The organism is Nocardioides sp. NBC_00163 (genome assembly GCF_045206295.1).
Classification (GTDB): domain Bacteria; phylum Actinomycetota; class Actinomycetes; order Propionibacteriales; family Nocardioidaceae; genus Nocardioides.
In genome coordinates this window covers 5,384,076-5,400,460 of record NZ_CP108155.1, presented here as the reverse complement: position 1 = coordinate 5,400,460, position 16,385 = coordinate 5,384,076, and the positions used below count along the sequence as shown (strand labels likewise).

Here is a 16,385-nt window from a genome sequence, read left to right as displayed (position 1 = left end):
AAGCCGCTGAAGACATCCATCTGTGCTGATGTCCAGCGAACCGAAAACCAGATAAAAGATACAAGCCGCGACGTGGTGTGCGGCCAGGATGGCTTACAGAGCCATCCCTTCAACAAGATCAACAGTACGCCATCAGGCCCGGGATCGTCGTTTCCACGAGATCCCGGGCCCGTCGGATCAGACCCGCGCCGATTCCTCGCGCGATCCAGCAGCGTCCAGCAGCCGGATCGCCTCGTCGAACTCAGCCTCGATGTCCGGGTTCTCCCGGTACGTCGCGAGGCTGACCACGACCGCCACGATCGCGTTGAGCGCGAAGCCCGGCACGATCTCGTACATCTGCGAGCTGAGCGCGTCGATGTTGCCCCACACGACGACCGTCACGGCGCCGACGACCAGACCGGCCAGCGCGCCGGCCGCGGTGAGCTTCCGCCACCACAGCGCCAGCAGGATGATCGGGCCGAAGGAGGCACCGAAGCCCGCCCAGGCGTACGCGACCAGGTCGAGCACCGTCCCGCTCTTCGGCCACGCCAGGACAGCAGCCACGACGGCGACACCGAGCACGGCGAGCCGGCCGAACAGGACCAGCTGGCGGTCGGAGGCGTCGTTCTTGAAGACCGCCTTGTAGAGGTCCTCCACCAGCGCCGAGGAGGTCACCAGGAGCTGCGAGGAGATCGTGCTCATGATCGCGGCGAGCACGGCGGCCAGCATGATGCCGGCAACCAGCGGGTGGAAGAGGATCTGGCCCAGCGCGATGAAGACCGCCTCCGGGTCGGTGAGCTCGGCGTCGGGGTTCTGCTGGTAGTAGGCGATGCCGACCAGGGCGGTGCCGACGGCGCCGAAGAGGCTCAGCAGCATCCAGCCGATGCCGATCCGCCGCGCGGACGCGGCCTCCCCCGCCGTACGCAGGGCCATGAACCGGACGATGATGTGCGGCTGGCCGAAGTAGCCCAGCCCCCAGGCCGCCGCCGAGATGACACCGAGCGCGGTGGCGCCCTCGACCATGCTCAGCCGCGACGGGTCGACGGCGCGGACGCTGTCCAGGGTCTCGCCGATCCCGCCGGTCACGAAGACACCGACGACGGGCACCAGGATCAGCGCGAGCAGCATGATCGCGCCCTGCACGAAGTCGGTGTAGGAGACCGCGAGGAAGCCACCGAAGAGCGTGTACGCCACCACCACGCCGGCCACCACCAGCATGCCGGTGTGGAAGTCCGTGCCGAAGGAGCTCTCGAAGAAGACGCCGCCGGCGACCATGCCCGAGGACACGTAGAAGGTGAAGAACACCAGGATGACGGCCCCGGAGGCCATCCGCAGCAGCCGCGAGCTGTCCTTGAGCCGGTTCTCCAGGAAGCTGGGCACGGTGATCGAGTCACCCGAGACCTCGGTGTACGTCCGCAGCCGCGGCGCCACGATCTTCCAGTTGAGCCAGGCGCCGACGGTCAGACCGACAGCGATCCAGCCCTCCATCAGCCCGGTCGCGTAGATCGCACCGGGCAGGCCCATGAGCAACCACCCCGACATGTCGGAGGCACCCGCGCTCAACGCACTCACCATCGGGCCGAGATCGCGCCCGCCCAGCATGTAGTCGTCGAGGTTCGAGGTGCGCCGGTACGCCCAGGCGCCGATGCCGAGCATGGCGACCATATAGGCCACCAACGCCAGCATTTGATAGGTCAGGTCTGACATCGAGAAAACTCCAAGATCGGGGGAATGCCGCCGCAGAACCTAACCCGTAGACCGCGTTTGACTGTGATCGGCATCCCACGACTGCGCTACGCCACGCCTGAGGTCGCTTGTCATCGGCTCGGACGACGGCCAGGCACGGCTTCCGATGCGCGGCGACGTCGGATGCCCTACGGTCTCCCGACGTGACTACGACTGTCGTTGTGACCGCGATGGGCATCCTCGCCACCCTCCTCGGAGCCTGGTGGGGCGCGTACTGGCAGCACCGGAACTCCCGCGACCTCCAACTGCTGGACGCCAGGGTCCGCGTCTACGGCGAGTGCGCCGCAAGCCTGTACGAGTTCGAGCGCGTCACCTACAGCCGCGTCAAGGCTCGCCTCGCCGACCTCCCCGCAGCCGAGCGAGAGTCGCTGCGCCAGGAGGCGTACCGCAACAACTCAGCCGCTCGCGCGGCCATCGGTCAGCTGAGCATCCTCAGCGCGGGCGGGAAGATCCCCAAGGGATTCGAAGCCCTCCGTCAGGCGATCGGCGACCTCAACGACGCACCTGGTCTCGACGAGCTCAGGGAGCGGCACGACGAGATCTACGTGGAGCTCGACCGAGTCCTCGAGCAAGCGCGCGCCGACCTCGCGCGCTAGCTCGCCCGGCGGTACCCGTTGCTGGTCGCGGGCTCCGATCGATCACCCACAGCAAACGGCTGGCTGCCGCAACGATGGGCGACGGGCTGCAGATCGGGCGATGGCGACGGCACGGGTGACTGCCTTCTTCCAGGTGCTGGGGTGGCAGCAGCGAGCGATCGCAGCCAGCCGGGCATTACGGGCGTGCTCGATCCGATCGCCGATCTGCTGTTCGGCAACCGCGCTGGTGAGGTCTACTGGTCTCACGGGATCTCCTCCTCTCGGATGATCGTCGTTTCTTGCCCGGCCGACAGTCAGCAACAGCCGGCCTCGGCCGGCACAGGCGCAGCCTCGGCGGAGGACCCGCAGCACGATGACCCACCGGCCTCAGTCGCGTTGAAGGTCTCGCTGTCGGCGAGCACGGTGTAGACCTCCCAACGCTCACCGTTCGGGGCGTTCTCGACCCAGAACTTGTCCTGCTTGGCGTAGCAGCAGGTGGTGGCGCGCTCGTCGACCGAGGCGAACCCGGCGGCGTTCAGCCGGTTCTGCTCGGCGTCGACCGTGTCGGTGTCGGCCACCTCGACGCCGAGGTGGTTGATCGTGCCACCCCGGCCGGCGTTCTCGACGAGGACCAGCTTGAGGGGCGGCTCGGTCACCGCGAAGTTGGCGTAGCCGGGCTTGGTCTTGGCCGGCTCGACACCGAACAGGGTCGAGTAGAACGCGACCGACTCCTCGAGATCGTCGACGTTGAGCGCGAGCTGGATGCGGGACATGGCTCCTCCTGAGTGAGATATCGATGGTTGTCGATATGAGATCTTGCGCCTCATATCGACAACTGTCAATGCTTTTAGAAGGGCCGTAACTCGAACCGGCGCCGATTCGGAGCGCACCGAGGACCGGGCCGTCCGACCTCCCTGGGCGCCGCAGGAGCTCAACTCGTCACTCGCGCTCAGCCGCGATCCGCATGAGGGCGAAGCCGGCGGCGGCGAGGCTGGCCGAGTGGAAGCGCCAGATCAGTCGATCATGGAACGCCGAGCCCAGGTCCGGAAGCTGTTCGAGGTCCTCGTCCGTCATCGGCTGAGGAGTTCTGCCGGCACTGGCAGCGCGGAGGATCATCTGGGCCAGGGCGTCCATGCTCAGCGCACGACCAAGCGCCTCCTCGACGCTGGTGCCGGTGGTCACGATGCCGTGACCGCGTAGAACACAGCTGCCCTTGTCCCCCATCACGTCGACGAGTTCGCGTCCCAGCTCAGGAGTGTTGACAAGGACGCTGCGAGGGTAGGTCGGAATCCCCTCGCGGGCCATCCGCGCGGCTCGGATGTCGTACGCCCCGACGACCGGCGTCAGTTCGAGTCCGGCCAGGCTCAGAGCGACAACGGCAGGCGGATGGGCGTGCAGCACGACCTCCACGTCGGGCCGAGCGCTGAGGATCTCGGTATGGATGTGGACCTCGTTGGGCACCGCCCACCCATCGTCGACGTCGAGCAGATTCCCGGCACGGTCTGTCGCGCGAATGTCATCGGGGACCGTGAAGAGGAGTCCTTGTTCCTCGGGCCCGCGACAGCGGATGAGCAGGCCGTCTCCGTGTCGGCTGCTGATGTGGCCGAGGATGTCCTCGCACAGGCCACGGAATCCTGCGATGCGACAACCGGTGGCGATCCGGTGTTGAAGGTCTTGACGCAGTCCAGTGCTGGTCATCGAGCGCTCTCCGTCCTGAAGTGTAAGTCGGCGAGGAGGGCCCTGGAGTGATCCGGAGCCCTCCCTGCCGAGGCTGTCCTCGCACCCCTAGCCGGCTCAGCCGCCCACGAGCTCGCGGTAGGCGCGGTCCCAGCGGTCGTAGTCCTCGAGCATGTCGCCCTCCGGGACCGGGATCGTCTCGACGCCCTCGAGCGGATCGCCCTCCTGCGGCACGGCGGTCGAGCGGAAGTCCTCGGCGATGTACTGCTGCCCCTCGCTGAGCAGGAAGTCCATGAAGAGCGTCGCCGCGGCCGGGTGCTTGGCCGTCGCCATCAGGCCGGCGCCATTGGGTCGGGTCACGACCGGGGCGACGTACTCCTCACCACGCTTCCACGTCACCGGAGCCTTGTCCTCACCAGCCAGGCCGTCGACGGTGTGCGAGTAGCTGGACAGGACCACGTGCAGCTTGCCTGCGGCAAGCATGTCGCCCATCGTGCTGTGCCCCTTCTCGACCGACGCGTTGGCGGCGATGTCGGTCCACATCTTGTCAACCTCCGCCTGAGACTTCCCCTGGTCGAGGTAGTAGTTCGAGACCGCCGCGAACCAGTCGACGTCGCCGATCTCGAGCGCGACCTTGCCGTCCCATTTCGGGTCGGCGAAGTCGGCTACCTCGCCTGGGATCTCGGAGGACTTCACCTTGTCGGTGTTCCAGGCGACGACGAAGGCGTTGAAGCGGTCGGCGGTCCAGCCTTCGAGCTGGCCGTCCTCGCGCACCGCGTCGCGGTACTCGCTCTCGTAGTCGTAGAGGAAGCCCTCCTGCGCCAAGATGTTGAGCTCGCCGGAGTTGGTCTCGACCAGGTCGGTGCTGACGTTGCCGGAGTTGCCCTCGGTCGTCAGCCGCTGCAGCACGGTCTCGGAGTTGCCGCGCGTGGGCTCGACCGTGATGTCGTACTTCTTCTCGAACGCCTCCACAAGAGAGTCCATGTCCGTGTTGGACGTGTAGAGGACGAGCTTGCCCTCCTCCTCTGCCATCTCGACGAGCTTGTCGGTCCGCTCCTCGCCCGAGAGCCCGTTGATCTCGTCGTACACCTCCTTGGCGTGGTCATCGACCTTGGGTGCGCCCACCCCTGCGGTCGGCGACCCGCCACATGCTGTCAGCACCATCGCGGCCGCCAGAACGGCGGCGGCCAGTGGGGTCTTCCTCTTCATCTCATCTCCTGGGGAACCGGCAGCAACCCTTTTGGGTTGATGGTATAACCATTACAGTGATGCCTATCACATATAGCGAGCCACCGGAAGAGGAGTGAGCGTGTCGACCGAGACAACGACCGAGACGGTATGGCAGGAGCCGACCGAGCACCGCAGGGCCGGCTTCGGCGACTTCCAGAAGCAGCCCATGCCGTACGACACGTTCATGGAGTCCGAGGGGATCCCGGTCTTCCGCGGGCTGGGCGTGCGGACGGCGACGGACCTCCCGCGCGAGGACTGGGACCGCAAGGGCGGGCGCGGCAGCTACATCCAGACGTACGGCACGGAGACCAAGTGGGGTCACTTCGTCGTCGAGGTCCCGGCCGGTGGTGCGCTGAACCCCGAGAAGCACATGTTCGAGGAGATCTACCTCGCCGTCGAGGGCCGCGGCACCTGTGAGGTCTGGCAGGAGGGAGACGTCAACAAGCACGTCTTCGAGTGGCAGCGGGGCTCGATGTTCTCGATCCCGATGAACGCCTGGTTCCGCATCGTCAACGCCACCTCGAAGCCCGCGATCCTGATGGCGGGCAACACCGCGCCCAACGTGCTGAACCAGCTCAACAACGTGGAAGCCGTGTTCAGCAACCCGTTCGTCTTCCGCGAGCGCTTCAGCGGGGCAGACGACTTCTTCAAGTACCGCGAGGAGATCGAGCCCGACCCGGTGCGCGGCCTCGCGATGCGGCGTACGAACTTCATCCCCGACGTCATCGACTGCGACCTGCCGCTGGACAACCGCCGCTCCCCCGGCTACCGCCGCGTCGAGCCCTACATGACCGACAACCAGTTCTACTACTGGATCGGCCAGCACGAGAACGGCCGCTACTCGAAGGCGCACGCGCACACCTCCGCCGCGATCCTGATCTGCCTGAAGGGCCACGGCTACACCTACACCTGGCCCGAGCACCTAGGCCCGACGCCGTGGGCCGACGGCAACGGCGACCAGGTACAGCGTCTCGACTACGAGCGGTTCGGCTTCATCACCGCCGCGCCGGGCGGCCAGCGCTGGTACCACCAGCACTTCAGCGCGTCGAAGGAGCCGTTCCGGCTCAGCGCCTGGTTCGGCCCGCACAACCCGGGCCGCGACCCCGGCGCCCCCGGCGCCAAGCACACCGACTACACGGCCCGCGATCTGCACGAGGGCGGCACCGCCATCGCGTACTGGCAGGAGGACCCGCACATCCGCACGGAGTACGAGGCGACGCTCGAGAAGAACGGCGTCGAGCTCCGGATGGATCCGAGCTGGTACGAGCGTCCCGAAGGCATCGACTGGGACCCGAGCGAGCGCCAGATGGCCGATGGCCTTCAGTGAGCCCTCGGAGCTGACTCCGATCGGCCACACCGGCGGCCGGATCTTCACCAGCGGAGGGCGCAGCCTGGTGCTGGAGGACGACGAGATCCGGCTCGTCAGCGTCGGCGTCGACATCGGCTCCTCGACCACCCACATGGTGCTGTCCCGGATCGTTCTGGAGCGGCGGGACAACCGATACCTGGTCACCTCACGCGAGGTGACGCACGAGTCGGACGTTCTGCTCACGCCCTACCGCACCGGCGACACGGCCGGCGACACTCTCGACGGCGAAGCGCTGCGGGAGTTCTTCGATCGGCAGTACGCCGAGGCGGGTGTGTCGCCGGACGAGATCGACACCGGCGCACTGATCATGACCGGCGTGGCCGTACGCCGCGCCAACTCGCGCATCATCGCCGACGTGTTCTCTCAGGTCGCGGGCCGGTTCGTCTCCGTCAGCGCCGGCGACGCGCTGGAGACGCAGCTGTCGGCCTTCGGGTCGGGAGCGGCGTCCAGATCGGAGGCCAACGGCAACCGCACGATGAACATCGACATCGGCGGCGGCACGTCCAAGATCGCCGTCTGCGGGGATGGTGAGGTGCAGGCGGTGACCGCGATCGACGTCGGCGCCCGCATCCTCGCCTTCGACACGGAGGGCCGCGTCACCCGTATCGAGGAGGCCGCCCGTCGGCTCGCGGCCGAGGCCGGTCTCGAGCTGGTGATGGGCGCGGCACCTGATGCCGATGGCCTCTCGCGGCTCGTCGAACTCATGGCGGACCACCTGTTCGCCGCGATGCAGAGCGGTCCGACGCCGCGCGCGACGGCTGACCTGATGCGCCTGGATCCGCTGCCCGCGGGTCCCGCTCCGGATGCGATCTCCTTCTCCGGCGGCGTGGCGGAGTACGTCTACGGGCGCGACCAGCGCGACCACGGCGACCTCGGTCTACGCCTGGCGACGGCGATCCGTGAGCGCGTCTCCGAGTGGGGGCCCGAGCTGCAGGTCGCCGAGCAGGGCATCCGTGCCACCGTCGTCGGCGCCTCGCAGTACACGGTGCAGGTGAGCGGGACAACGATCTTCGTGGAGCCGGCCTCGCTGCTGCCGCTGCGCAACGTACCCGTGCTCATGCCACGGCTGCCGCTGACGCATGAGGAGCTCGATGCCGACGAGATCACGGTGGCCGTGAAGGAGGCCCTGCAGACCTTCGACTCGCTGCCGAAGAAGCAGCCGGTCGCCCTGTGCTACCGCTGGGAGGGATCGGCCACCTTCGGCCGGCTCGACGCGTTCTGCCGAGGCGTGGCCGCGGGCATGGCCGAATACACCAGCAACGGCCTGCCGTTGGTGCTGGTCGGCGACGGCGACGTCGGCGGGCTGGTCGGCATCCACGTCAATGAGGAGCTGGGACTGCCCACATCGGTGGTTTCCATCGACGGGCTCACTCTCCAGGCGTTCGACTTCATCGACATCGGCGAGCTCCTGGCGGCATCGGGTGCCGTACCTGTGGTGATCAAGTCGCTGGTCTTCCCGGCCACCGCGGCACTGGGTCGCGAGGGGGCAGCCGTCTGACGGCCCGGGCTCGGCATCGGCCCGGGGGTCACTCGCTGACGGGAACCTGCACAGTCATGCGGAACCTACGGGCGAACGCGGCGAACGCGGCCCGCAGATCGCGCTCGCGGTAGCGGCGCACACGGACCTCACTCGGCTGGATCATGAGGGGGCTGACAGCGTCCTGGGTGTAGAGCTGGTTCATGGTTTCCTCCGCTTCGGTGCCTGGATCTCAGGCGCCCGACCACCATAACCACGAAATGGTCTAACCAATGCGATGGCGGCTACGTGTGCTTGCTCACGTAGCCGCCACGACACTGGCGCGCGGTCGCTGTTCCCCGCTCAGCCGATCATCCGGTCGCCGAAGACCAGCGACTTGATGGTGACCGGGACGGTGCCCGACGGCTGACGTACGCGACCGAGGTCGACGTAGTCGAAGTCGCGCAGCTGCAGCCCGTCGAGCACGAGCAGGCCACCGTCGACACCGAGCTCGTCGCGCAGGATCCGGCCGAGGGTCAGACCGATGTCGGCATCGAGAACGAGGTAGGTCGCACAGCCGTGCTCGAGACGCGCCGCCAGGCCCTCGCGTACGCCCTCGGCCAGAGCCCGCAGTCGCGGGTAGGCCGGGGCGCCGCTCCACGTCAGCGCGAGCGCGATGTCGTCGCTCGGCTTCACCCCGAAGGCCGCCAGGTGGCCCCGGATCGCACCCGCGATCGTGCCGGCGTCCACGGGACCCATCGGGTCCTCGCCGAGCGTGTAGGCCGGCGCGACCACCTGGAGGTTGCGCTGCGGCAGGAGGGTCTCCGCGTCGTCGCGGTGGGTGGTGATGCCACTGAGCTGGACGGTGTACTCCGAGGCTCCGAGCACGGTCGCTCTGATCCGCTCGGCCGCGGGGAGCAGGGTCAGTCCGGCGTCGTCGACCCGCTGCCGCAGCGCCGTGCCCAGCCGTAGGCCCAGATCACCGAAGTCGCGGGTCTCCGCACCATAGACGTACTCCCCCACTCCTCCGGAGAAGACCAGCCCGTCCAGGGCGACGAGGTCGACCGGGAGGGGCTCGGTGAGCCACAGGTCGGGGTCGCCTTCGCCGCCGAGCAGCGCGAGCACGGCGTCGGCCATCTCCTCGGCCACCGCCGTCAGGCCGGGGTCGTCGACCTGTCCGCCGAGCGCGAGCCCGACACCGGCAGAGACGCCGTGGCGCCGCCCGGCCGGCTCCAGCCGCGTGATCCGGCCGGCGTCGTGGGCCAGCAGCCGCCCCCCGACATGCAGAGCCGCCGTCGCGAGCACCTTGCCGTCCTCGACCAGGCTCAGCTTCGTCGTGCCGCCGCCGATGTCGACATTGAGCAGCCTGCCACCACGGTCGTGCGAGGTCTGCACCGCACCCGAGCCGTACGCCGCCAGCATCGCCTCCATGTGGTGCCCCGCCGTGGCGCAGACCAGGTCTCCGGCCCGCTCCGCCACGACCGTGCCGATCGCCTCGGAGTTCTCCCGACGCAGCGCCTCGCCGGTCAGGATCACCACCCCGGTGTCGATCTCGTCGGGACTCAGCCCCGCCTGCCCGTACGCCTTGTCGAGCAGGTCACCGAGCGCAGCGGCATCGATGGTGAGATCGGCGGCGTAAGGCGTGAGGTAGAGCTCCGACTGGTAGAGCGTGTCCCGCTCGACCACGATGTAGCGGCTGGTCAGGTCCTCACCCTTGCGCCGCAGCACCAGCCGGGAGAAGGCCACCTGGGTCCCGGCGGACCCGATGTCCACGCCCACGCTGAGCATCTCCACGTTGTCCCGCAGCCAGATCGGGTTGTCGGCGAACGCGGCGGCCAGGTCCCGCGCGTCGAGCTCGTCGTGCGCGTGGTCGTGCCCGTGGTCGTGGTCGTGGTGATGCCCGTCGTGAGCGTGGTTCATCGGGTCGGTCTCACTCCCCGTGCTTCGGCGGCAGGTCGGCGAGCTCGGCCTCGTACGCAGCGTCCATCTGCGGGGTCAGGCCGTTCTCGGCCAGAGCCTTGGAGAAGGTGTCGCGCACGAGCGAGGACTCGTCGGCGTAGTCGATCTGGTCGCCACCGATGCGCTGGCTGATCCAGGCCTTCGGGACGCCCTGGGCGTTGCGGATGGAGACGACCTCGTGCTTGAAGGCGAGGTAGCGGGCCGGCTCGGAGCCGGTGTTGAAGTGCTGGTGGTACCACATGTTCGGCGGCACGATCATCGAGCCGGCCTTCCACTCGTAGCGCCTGGGCTCCTCGCCCTCGGGCCACATCAGCGAGTAGCCCTCACCCGACAGGATGATGACGTGCGCACCCGGGCCGTGACGGTGACCCTTCTTGTACGTCGCGGTCGGGAACTGCGAGATGTGGCTGTTCATCGAGCCGCGCGCCATCGAGAAGCGGATGTGGCCTCCGCCGGCGCCGCGCTCCTTGGCGGCGATCAGCGGGAGGCTGACCGAGTCCCACACGAAGTTGGTCTTCAGCAGAAGCCCGTCCTGCTCGTCCTTGTTGTCGAAGTAGTCCGGCTCCCCGTTGAACCGGGAGGGGAAGTCGTAGGACGTGTTGAAGACGAACTCGGGGTCGTCGTACATGTTGATGATCGGCGGAGCGTTCGTCGAGGAGACGAAGCGGGCCACCTCGGTGCCGGAGCCGTTGAAGTGCTGGTGCACCGTGTTGAGCGGGATCGCGAAGATCGAGCCGGGACCCCACTCGAAGGTCACCTTCTTCCCGGCGTCGTTCCACACCGAGGTCGAGCCGTGGCCCGACAGCACCAGGATCATCTCCTCGAAGAGCTGGCGCTGCGGCTCGAGCGCACCACCTGCGGGGATCTCGGCGACGTAGCAGTCGTTGGAGGTCCGGGATGCCTCGTGGTTGATGAACACACCCCGGCCACCGCGGCGGGCCCACGGTTTGAGCTCGACTGTCTTGAGGTCCTCCACGTAATGGGCCGCGATGATGTCGAGGCCCTCGTCGGCGACCCAGCGGACGTACGGGCTGTCCTTCTCGGTCTTGAACTTCTTCGCCAGATCGTCGGAGACGATCGCGTCCTTCTTGGCCACTGTCATTCCTCTTTCACTGTTTCGGATTTGATCAAGCTTGTTGGTGGGCGGGGGCCTTCGCCCCCGCGTATTCGCGGACGACGTTCGCCCGAGGCAGGAAGGTCACGGCGTACAGCGCCGTCAGGATCCCGCCGGCGGTGAGCGCTGAGACAGGTCCGAGCGACGCGGCGACCTTGCCCATCAAGGCGTCACCAAGCGCCGGGCCCCCGCGCGAGGCCATCTGGTAGATCGAGGTGACCCGGCCCCGCACCTCGTCTGGCGTCTCCAGCTGCACCGCCGCGTGCCGGATGGTGGTGGTGACGGCGTCGAAGGCGCCGAGCAGCAGGCAGGCCGGCAGCGCGACCCAGAACACCCCAGCGTGCGCGAGCAGGATGGCCGCTCCCCCGTACATGACCGTCGCCGCCAGCAGGATCCGGCCGAGCCGGTTGCTCCTGGAGACGAGCTTGAAGATCGTGTACGACGCCAGCAACGCTCCCGCGGACGGAGCCGCCGCGAGGATGCCATAGCCGCTCGGCCCCACGTGCAGGATCTCGGTGGCGACCGCCGGCAGCAGCACCCGGTAGGCACTGAACAGCGTCGCCGAGAGGTCCAGCGACATCAGCATCCAGATGATGGAGCGGCCCCTGATGTAGTCCACGCCGTCCTTCATCTGCGCCCATATCGACTCGTCCTTGGGCGAGCCCGGCAGATGAGGCACCTCGATGAACGCCAGCGCGACTACCATCGCGAGGTAGGACAGCGCATCGAAGCCGTACATCAGCTCCGGTCCACCCACCGCGATGAGCACCCCACCCAGCCCCGGGCCGATCAGGATGGCCAGCTCGCGGGACGGGTTGAGCAGAGCGAACGCCTGGGGCAGCTGTTCGCGCGGCACCATCGCCGGGATCAGAGCCTGCCGGGCCGGTGAGTCGAAGGTCGCCGCCGCCGTGATCAGGATGACCGCGACATAGATGAGCCAGATGTTCACCGCACCGGTCGCAGTCAGGACCGCCAGTCCCAGCGCGACCAGCATGGCGACCGCCTGCGCCGCCTGGAGCAGCTTGCGCCGATCCAGGCGGTCGGCGTAGACGCCACCGAGCGGCGAGAGCACCAGCAGAGCGACCGCCTGGGCGGCCCCCACGAGACCGGTCTGCGCGTACGAACCCGTCAATTGATAGACGTGGTAGAGGACGGCCGCGATGGTCCCGCGGGTGCCGATCTCCGACAGGATGACTCCAGCCCAGTAGAGGTTGAAGCCGCGGTGCCGAAGAACCTCAGGGAGTGCCAAGGCGGGGATCTCAGTCGGCCGGGACGAGCGAGATCTTGTCCGCCTCCAGGTGGAGGTAGACGTCGGTGCCCGGCGGGACCGACACCGACGGCACGGTACGGGCGCGGATCTCGGTCTTGCCGACTCCGACGACGTGGTCCACCGCGTCGCCCAGGAAGGCGCGGGTGGCGACCTTGCCCTGCCAGAGGTTCTCGGTCGCCATCGGGCGCTCGGTCGAGATCCCGACCGCCTCCGGTCGGATCGAAGCCACGACCCGGGTGCCGGTGGGCACCTGGGCACCGCTCGACAGGGTGAGAGTGCCCTCGTTCGTCTCGACCGTGTACGCCTCGCCCGTGCGGTTCGAGACGGTGGCCTCGATGAAGTTCGACGTGCCGATGAACTCGGCGACGAACTGGCTGTTCGGGTTCTCGTAGATCTCGCGCGGCTTGCCCAGCTGCATCACCTCGCCGGCCTTCATGACCGCGATGTTGCTGGACAGGGAGAGCGCCTCCACCTGGTCGTGGGTGACGTAGATCGAGGTGATGCCGAGCTCGCGCTGGAGCCGCTTGAGCTCGAAGCGAAGCGACTCACGCAGCTTCGCGTCCAGGTTGGACAGCGGCTCGTCGAGCAACAGCAGCTCGGGCTCGATGATGATGCCGCGTCCCAGCGCGAGGCGCTGTTGCTGACCACCGGACAGCTTCGTGGCCTGACGCTCGGCGTACTGCCGCAGCTCGAGCGTCTCGAGCACCCGGTTGACCCGGTTCTCGATCTCCTTCTTGCTGGGTCGCTTGGTGCGTGGCATGACCTGGAGCGGGAACGCCACGTTGTCGAAGACGGTCATGTGCGGCCAGATCGCATACGACTGGAAGACCATCCCGAGGCCGCGCTGGTTGGCCGGCACGTTGACCGACTTGGCACCGCCGCCTGCGGCGAAGAAGGTCTTGCCGCCTACCGCGATCCTGCCGCTGTCCGGCTTCTCCAGACCCGCGATGGAGCGCAGCGTCGTGGTCTTGCCGCAGCCCGAGGGGCCGAGCAGGGTGAACATCTCACCCTGACGTACCTCGAAGCTGACGTCATTGATGGCGAAGACGTTGTTCGAGGCCGTCTTCCCCTTGGTCTTCTCGCCGGGGAAGCTCTTGACGAGGCTAGTGATTTCCAACATGAGTGTTTCCTCTCAGAACCGGGCAGGTCAGTCCTGCTGGAGGCCGACCTTGGCCCCGAGCTTGTAGGCGATGGATACGAGAAGGACCAGCGTGAGCACCATGAGCACACCGATCGCCGAGACGACAGCCATGGAGCCGTTCTCCCACTCCTCCCAGATCACGATGCCCAGCACCTCGCTGCCGGAGGTGTAGAGCAGGATCGAGCTGGAGAGCTCGCGGAAGGAGACGACCAGGATGTAGATCCAGCCCGAGAGGAGGCCTGGCATCAGCAGCGGGAGCAGCACCCGGCGGAACGTCTGCCACCAGGTGGCGCCGCTCATGTACGCCGACTCCTCGAGCTCGGCACCGATCTGGTGCTGAGAGGTGACGGCGTACCGCATTCCGTACGGCATGTAGCGGGTGAAGTAGGCGATCCCCAGCAGCCACAGCGTGCCGTACACCCCGATCGGGAAGTTGAGATAGGTGACCAGCAGGGCCACACCCATGATCAGGCCCGGAATGGTCAGCGGCACGAAGGTGAACCCGTCGATCAGCTGACGGCCAGGGATCCGGGTCCGCACGGTGATCCAGGACGCGACCGCCATGAAGGCCATCACCACAGTCGCCGATCCGACACCGAGGATCAGCGAGTTCTTCAAGGCGCGCAGCACGGTCGGGTTCTCGATCACGTCGCGGAAGTTGTCGAGCGTGAAGCTTCGGAAGGCGTCCATCGACGGCAGCTGGTAGTACGGCTGGAAAGAGCAGTACACCAGGACCGCGAGCGGCAGCACCACGGCGATCAGGAAGTACCCGATGACGACGGCGCCGGCGATGGGACGGTACTTGCCGAGCTCGATCGGCCGCGGCCTGAAGGCCTTCCCGGTCACGGTCTGGAAGCTCTTGGAGCCTCGACCGATCAGGTTGGAGAAGGTGACCCCGATCAGCGCCAGCGCCAACAGCCCGACGGCGAGCGCGCCGGCCGTGTCGTAGCCGATCGGCCATCCGCGCAGCTCGAAGTAGATCTGGCTGGTGAACACGTAGATGTTGGCGGGGACACCCAGCAGCGCCGGGACCTCGAAGCTCTCCAGGCTGCGGACCGTCATGATCAGCATCGCGCCGACGATCGCCGGCAGGATCAGGGGGAGGGTGATCCTGCGGATGACCGTGATCCGAGAGGCGCCCGACATCTGCGCGGACTCTTCGAGCGAGGGGTCCATCGCCCGGAAAGCGGCGACCATGAGCAGGAAGACGATGGGTGACAGGTGCAGGCCCTCGACCCAGATCATCCCCCACACGCTCTCGATGTTGAAGAAACCTTCACCGATGAGCGGCAGCTTCTCCAGATAGCGATTGAGGAGGCCGATGTCCGTGTCGGCGAGCAGGATCCAGGAGACCGTGTAGAGAATCCCCGGGATGACCAGCGGGATGATCGAGGAGGCGAAGAACAGTGCCTTGAACGGCACGTCGGTTCGCACGATCAGGTACGCCAGTCCGGTGCCGACGACCAGCGAGAGGATTGCGGAACCGAACGCGAACCACAAGGACGTCCCGACGAGCGAGAACACCTTCGAGTCGCCGTAGGCCTCGCTGAACGCACCGAGGGTGAACTGTCCGGTCTCAGGGTCGAGGAAGGTGACCTGCAGCAGATACCAGAGCGGAACCACACCGAACCAGAAGATGACCGCGGCGACCAGCACCAGGATCAGTGTCTTCGGCGTCAGGATCCGCCTCAGCAGCGAGGGCGTGCCACTGTCCGTACCGGGATCGACCGGCGACTTCCTAGCTGGTGCCGGTGCTCTCTCTTCGGCGGGAGCCGTGGTCGTCATCTGCCAGCACCTCCCGCCCCGCGGAGCAGGTCGTCGTACGCCTTCGTCCACTTCTCGTTCTCGTTGACCATCTTCTCGGTGTCCACCGGGATCACCTCGACGCCTTCCATCGGGTCCTTGGCGCCCTCGGGCACGATGGCCGGGGTGAGGCCGAGATCGATGAGGACCTGCTGCCCCTCCTCGAGCATCCAGTCGGCGAAGAGCATCGCGGCCGCGGGGTGCGAGGCGTTACGGACCAGGCCGAAACCGTTCGGTCGCGCGATCGCCGGCTCCGCGATCGGCTCGTAGGCCAGCGGGGCTCCCGAGTTGATCTTCTGCTGGACGATGTAGGTGTAGTTCGTCGCCGCAACATCGAACTTCCCCGAGACATGCAGGTCGGACATGGTGGTGTGGCCCTTCTGGACCTCGGCGCCGTCGACCATGTCGGCGAAGAGCTTGTCGATCTCCTCGTCCGACTTGCCCTGCTCCTGCCAGTAGCCGTAGAGAGTCAGGTACCAGTCGTAGTCCGACAGTTCCATCGCCAGCCGGCCGTTCCACTTCGGGTCGGCCAGGTCCTCCCAGCTCTTGGGGGCCTCCTCGGCACTGACTGCGGTGGTGTTCCAGCTCGGCGCGAAGATGTTGTAGCGGGTGGCGGTCCAGTTCTCGAACTGCCCCTGCTCGCCCACCATGTCCCGACGCTCTCCGGAGTATTCAGCGAGTGCGCCTTCGCTGTTGAGGGCGAACAGCTCCAGCGCGTTGGTTTCGACGATGTCCGCACCGGCGTAGTTGGAGCTGTACTCCTTGAGCACCTTGGTGAGCACGGTGGTGGACTCGGCGCGGGTCAGGTCGACCGCGACATCGAAGTCCGCCTCGAACTCCTTCTCGAGCAGGAGCGCGATGTCATCGGTCATCGAGGTGTAGATGGTGAGCTCACCTTCGTCCTCGGCGGCCTCGACCAGCTTGTCCCGACGCTCTTGACCGTCGAGTGCGGCCATCTCCTTGAACACGGCTTCCGCCTCTGTGGGTTCGCCGGACTTCTGTCCCCCACTGACGGGGGATCCACCGCAAGCCGTGGCAAACATCAGGGTCGCTGCAGCTACTGCGG

14 protein-coding genes are annotated in these 16,385 nt (G+C 67.1%); 3 read left to right on the top strand and 11 right to left on the bottom strand.

Annotation, left to right across the window (positions count from 1 at the left end; translation table 11 throughout):
• Positions 1-177: 177 nt before the first annotated feature.
• On the bottom strand, positions 178-1,686 hold the full coding sequence (gene putP, locus OG801_RS25870; protein ID WP_406031917.1) for a sodium/proline symporter PutP: 1,509 nt from the start codon (positions 1,684-1,686) through the stop codon (positions 178-180).
• Between the two features lie 182 nt (positions 1,687-1,868).
• Here putP and OG801_RS25865 point away from each other — a divergent pair, with 182 nt between their 5' ends.
• A complete protein-coding gene (locus OG801_RS25865) occupies positions 1,869-2,321 on the top strand; it encodes a hypothetical protein (protein WP_355018435.1) in 453 nt (150 codons plus the stop codon).
• Between the two features lie 293 nt (positions 2,322-2,614).
• Here the strand turns inward: OG801_RS25865 and OG801_RS25860 are convergent, their stop codons facing one another.
• The 3 genes from OG801_RS25860 to OG801_RS25850 all read right to left on the bottom strand — a co-directional run bounded on the left by OG801_RS25860 (position 2,615) and on the right by OG801_RS25850 (position 5,186).
• Positions 2,615-3,073 carry an ArsI/CadI family heavy metal resistance metalloenzyme gene (locus OG801_RS25860; RefSeq protein WP_406031916.1) on the bottom strand — a complete coding sequence of 153 codons (459 nt, stop codon included), beginning with the start codon at positions 3,071-3,073 and terminating at the stop codon, positions 2,615-2,617.
• A 166-nt stretch (positions 3,074-3,239) separates the two neighbouring features.
• The gene (locus OG801_RS25855; protein ID WP_406031915.1) at positions 3,240-3,998 is read right to left on the bottom strand and encodes a class II aldolase/adducin family protein; all 759 of its coding nucleotides are present in this window, start codon (positions 3,996-3,998) and stop codon (positions 3,240-3,242) included.
• Positions 3,999-4,094: 96 nt separating this feature from the next.
• Positions 4,095-5,186, bottom strand: a complete 1,092-nt coding sequence (locus OG801_RS25850) for an ABC transporter substrate-binding protein (protein WP_406031914.1) — start codon at positions 5,184-5,186, stop codon at positions 4,095-4,097.
• A gap of 100 nt (positions 5,187-5,286) precedes the next feature.
• Between OG801_RS25850 and OG801_RS25845 the strand changes: the two genes are divergently transcribed.
• A complete protein-coding gene (locus OG801_RS25845) occupies positions 5,287-6,534 on the top strand; it encodes a hypothetical protein (RefSeq protein WP_406031913.1) in 1,248 nt (415 codons plus the stop codon).
• Positions 6,521-8,074: an ethanolamine ammonia-lyase reactivating factor EutA gene (locus tag OG801_RS25840; RefSeq protein WP_406031912.1), complete on the top strand. Its 1,554-nt coding sequence runs from the start codon at positions 6,521-6,523 to the stop codon at positions 8,072-8,074. The genes OG801_RS25845 and OG801_RS25840 overlap by 14 nt, the downstream gene beginning before the upstream one ends.
• 28 nt (positions 8,075-8,102) lie before the next feature.
• On the opposite strand, the gene OG801_RS25835 is transcribed toward OG801_RS25840, so the two are convergent.
• From OG801_RS25835 to OG801_RS25805, 7 genes are all read right to left on the bottom strand, one after another.
• The gene (locus OG801_RS25835; protein WP_355018429.1) at positions 8,103-8,258 is read right to left on the bottom strand and encodes a hypothetical protein; all 156 of its coding nucleotides are present in this window, start codon (positions 8,256-8,258) and stop codon (positions 8,103-8,105) included.
• 137 nt (positions 8,259-8,395) lie between these two features.
• Complete coding sequence (locus tag OG801_RS25830) at positions 8,396-9,952, bottom strand: ethanolamine ammonia-lyase reactivating factor EutA (RefSeq protein WP_406031911.1); 1,557 nt, start codon at positions 9,950-9,952, stop codon at positions 8,396-8,398.
• Positions 9,953-9,962: 10 nt separating this feature from the next.
• Complete coding sequence (locus OG801_RS25825; RefSeq protein ID WP_355018427.1) at positions 9,963-11,087, bottom strand: hypothetical protein; 1,125 nt, start codon at positions 11,085-11,087, stop codon at positions 9,963-9,965.
• A gap of 31 nt (positions 11,088-11,118) precedes the next feature.
• Positions 11,119-12,354: an MFS transporter gene (locus OG801_RS25820; protein WP_406031910.1), complete on the bottom strand. Its 1,236-nt coding sequence runs from the start codon at positions 12,352-12,354 to the stop codon at positions 11,119-11,121.
• 10 nt (positions 12,355-12,364) lie between these two features.
• Positions 12,365-13,495, bottom strand: coding sequence for an ABC transporter ATP-binding protein (locus tag OG801_RS25815; protein ID WP_355018425.1), 1,131 nt, complete (start codon positions 13,493-13,495; stop codon positions 12,365-12,367).
• 27 nt (positions 13,496-13,522) lie between these two features.
• Positions 13,523-15,301: an iron ABC transporter permease gene (locus OG801_RS25810; RefSeq protein ID WP_355018424.1), complete on the bottom strand. Its 1,779-nt coding sequence runs from the start codon at positions 15,299-15,301 to the stop codon at positions 13,523-13,525.
• Entirely contained in the window at positions 15,298-16,287 is a 990-nt protein-coding gene (locus OG801_RS25805; RefSeq protein ID WP_355018423.1) for an extracellular solute-binding protein, read from the bottom strand. Before OG801_RS25805 ends, OG801_RS25810 begins: the two co-directional genes overlap by 4 nt.
• Positions 16,288-16,385 lie beyond the last annotated feature (98 nt).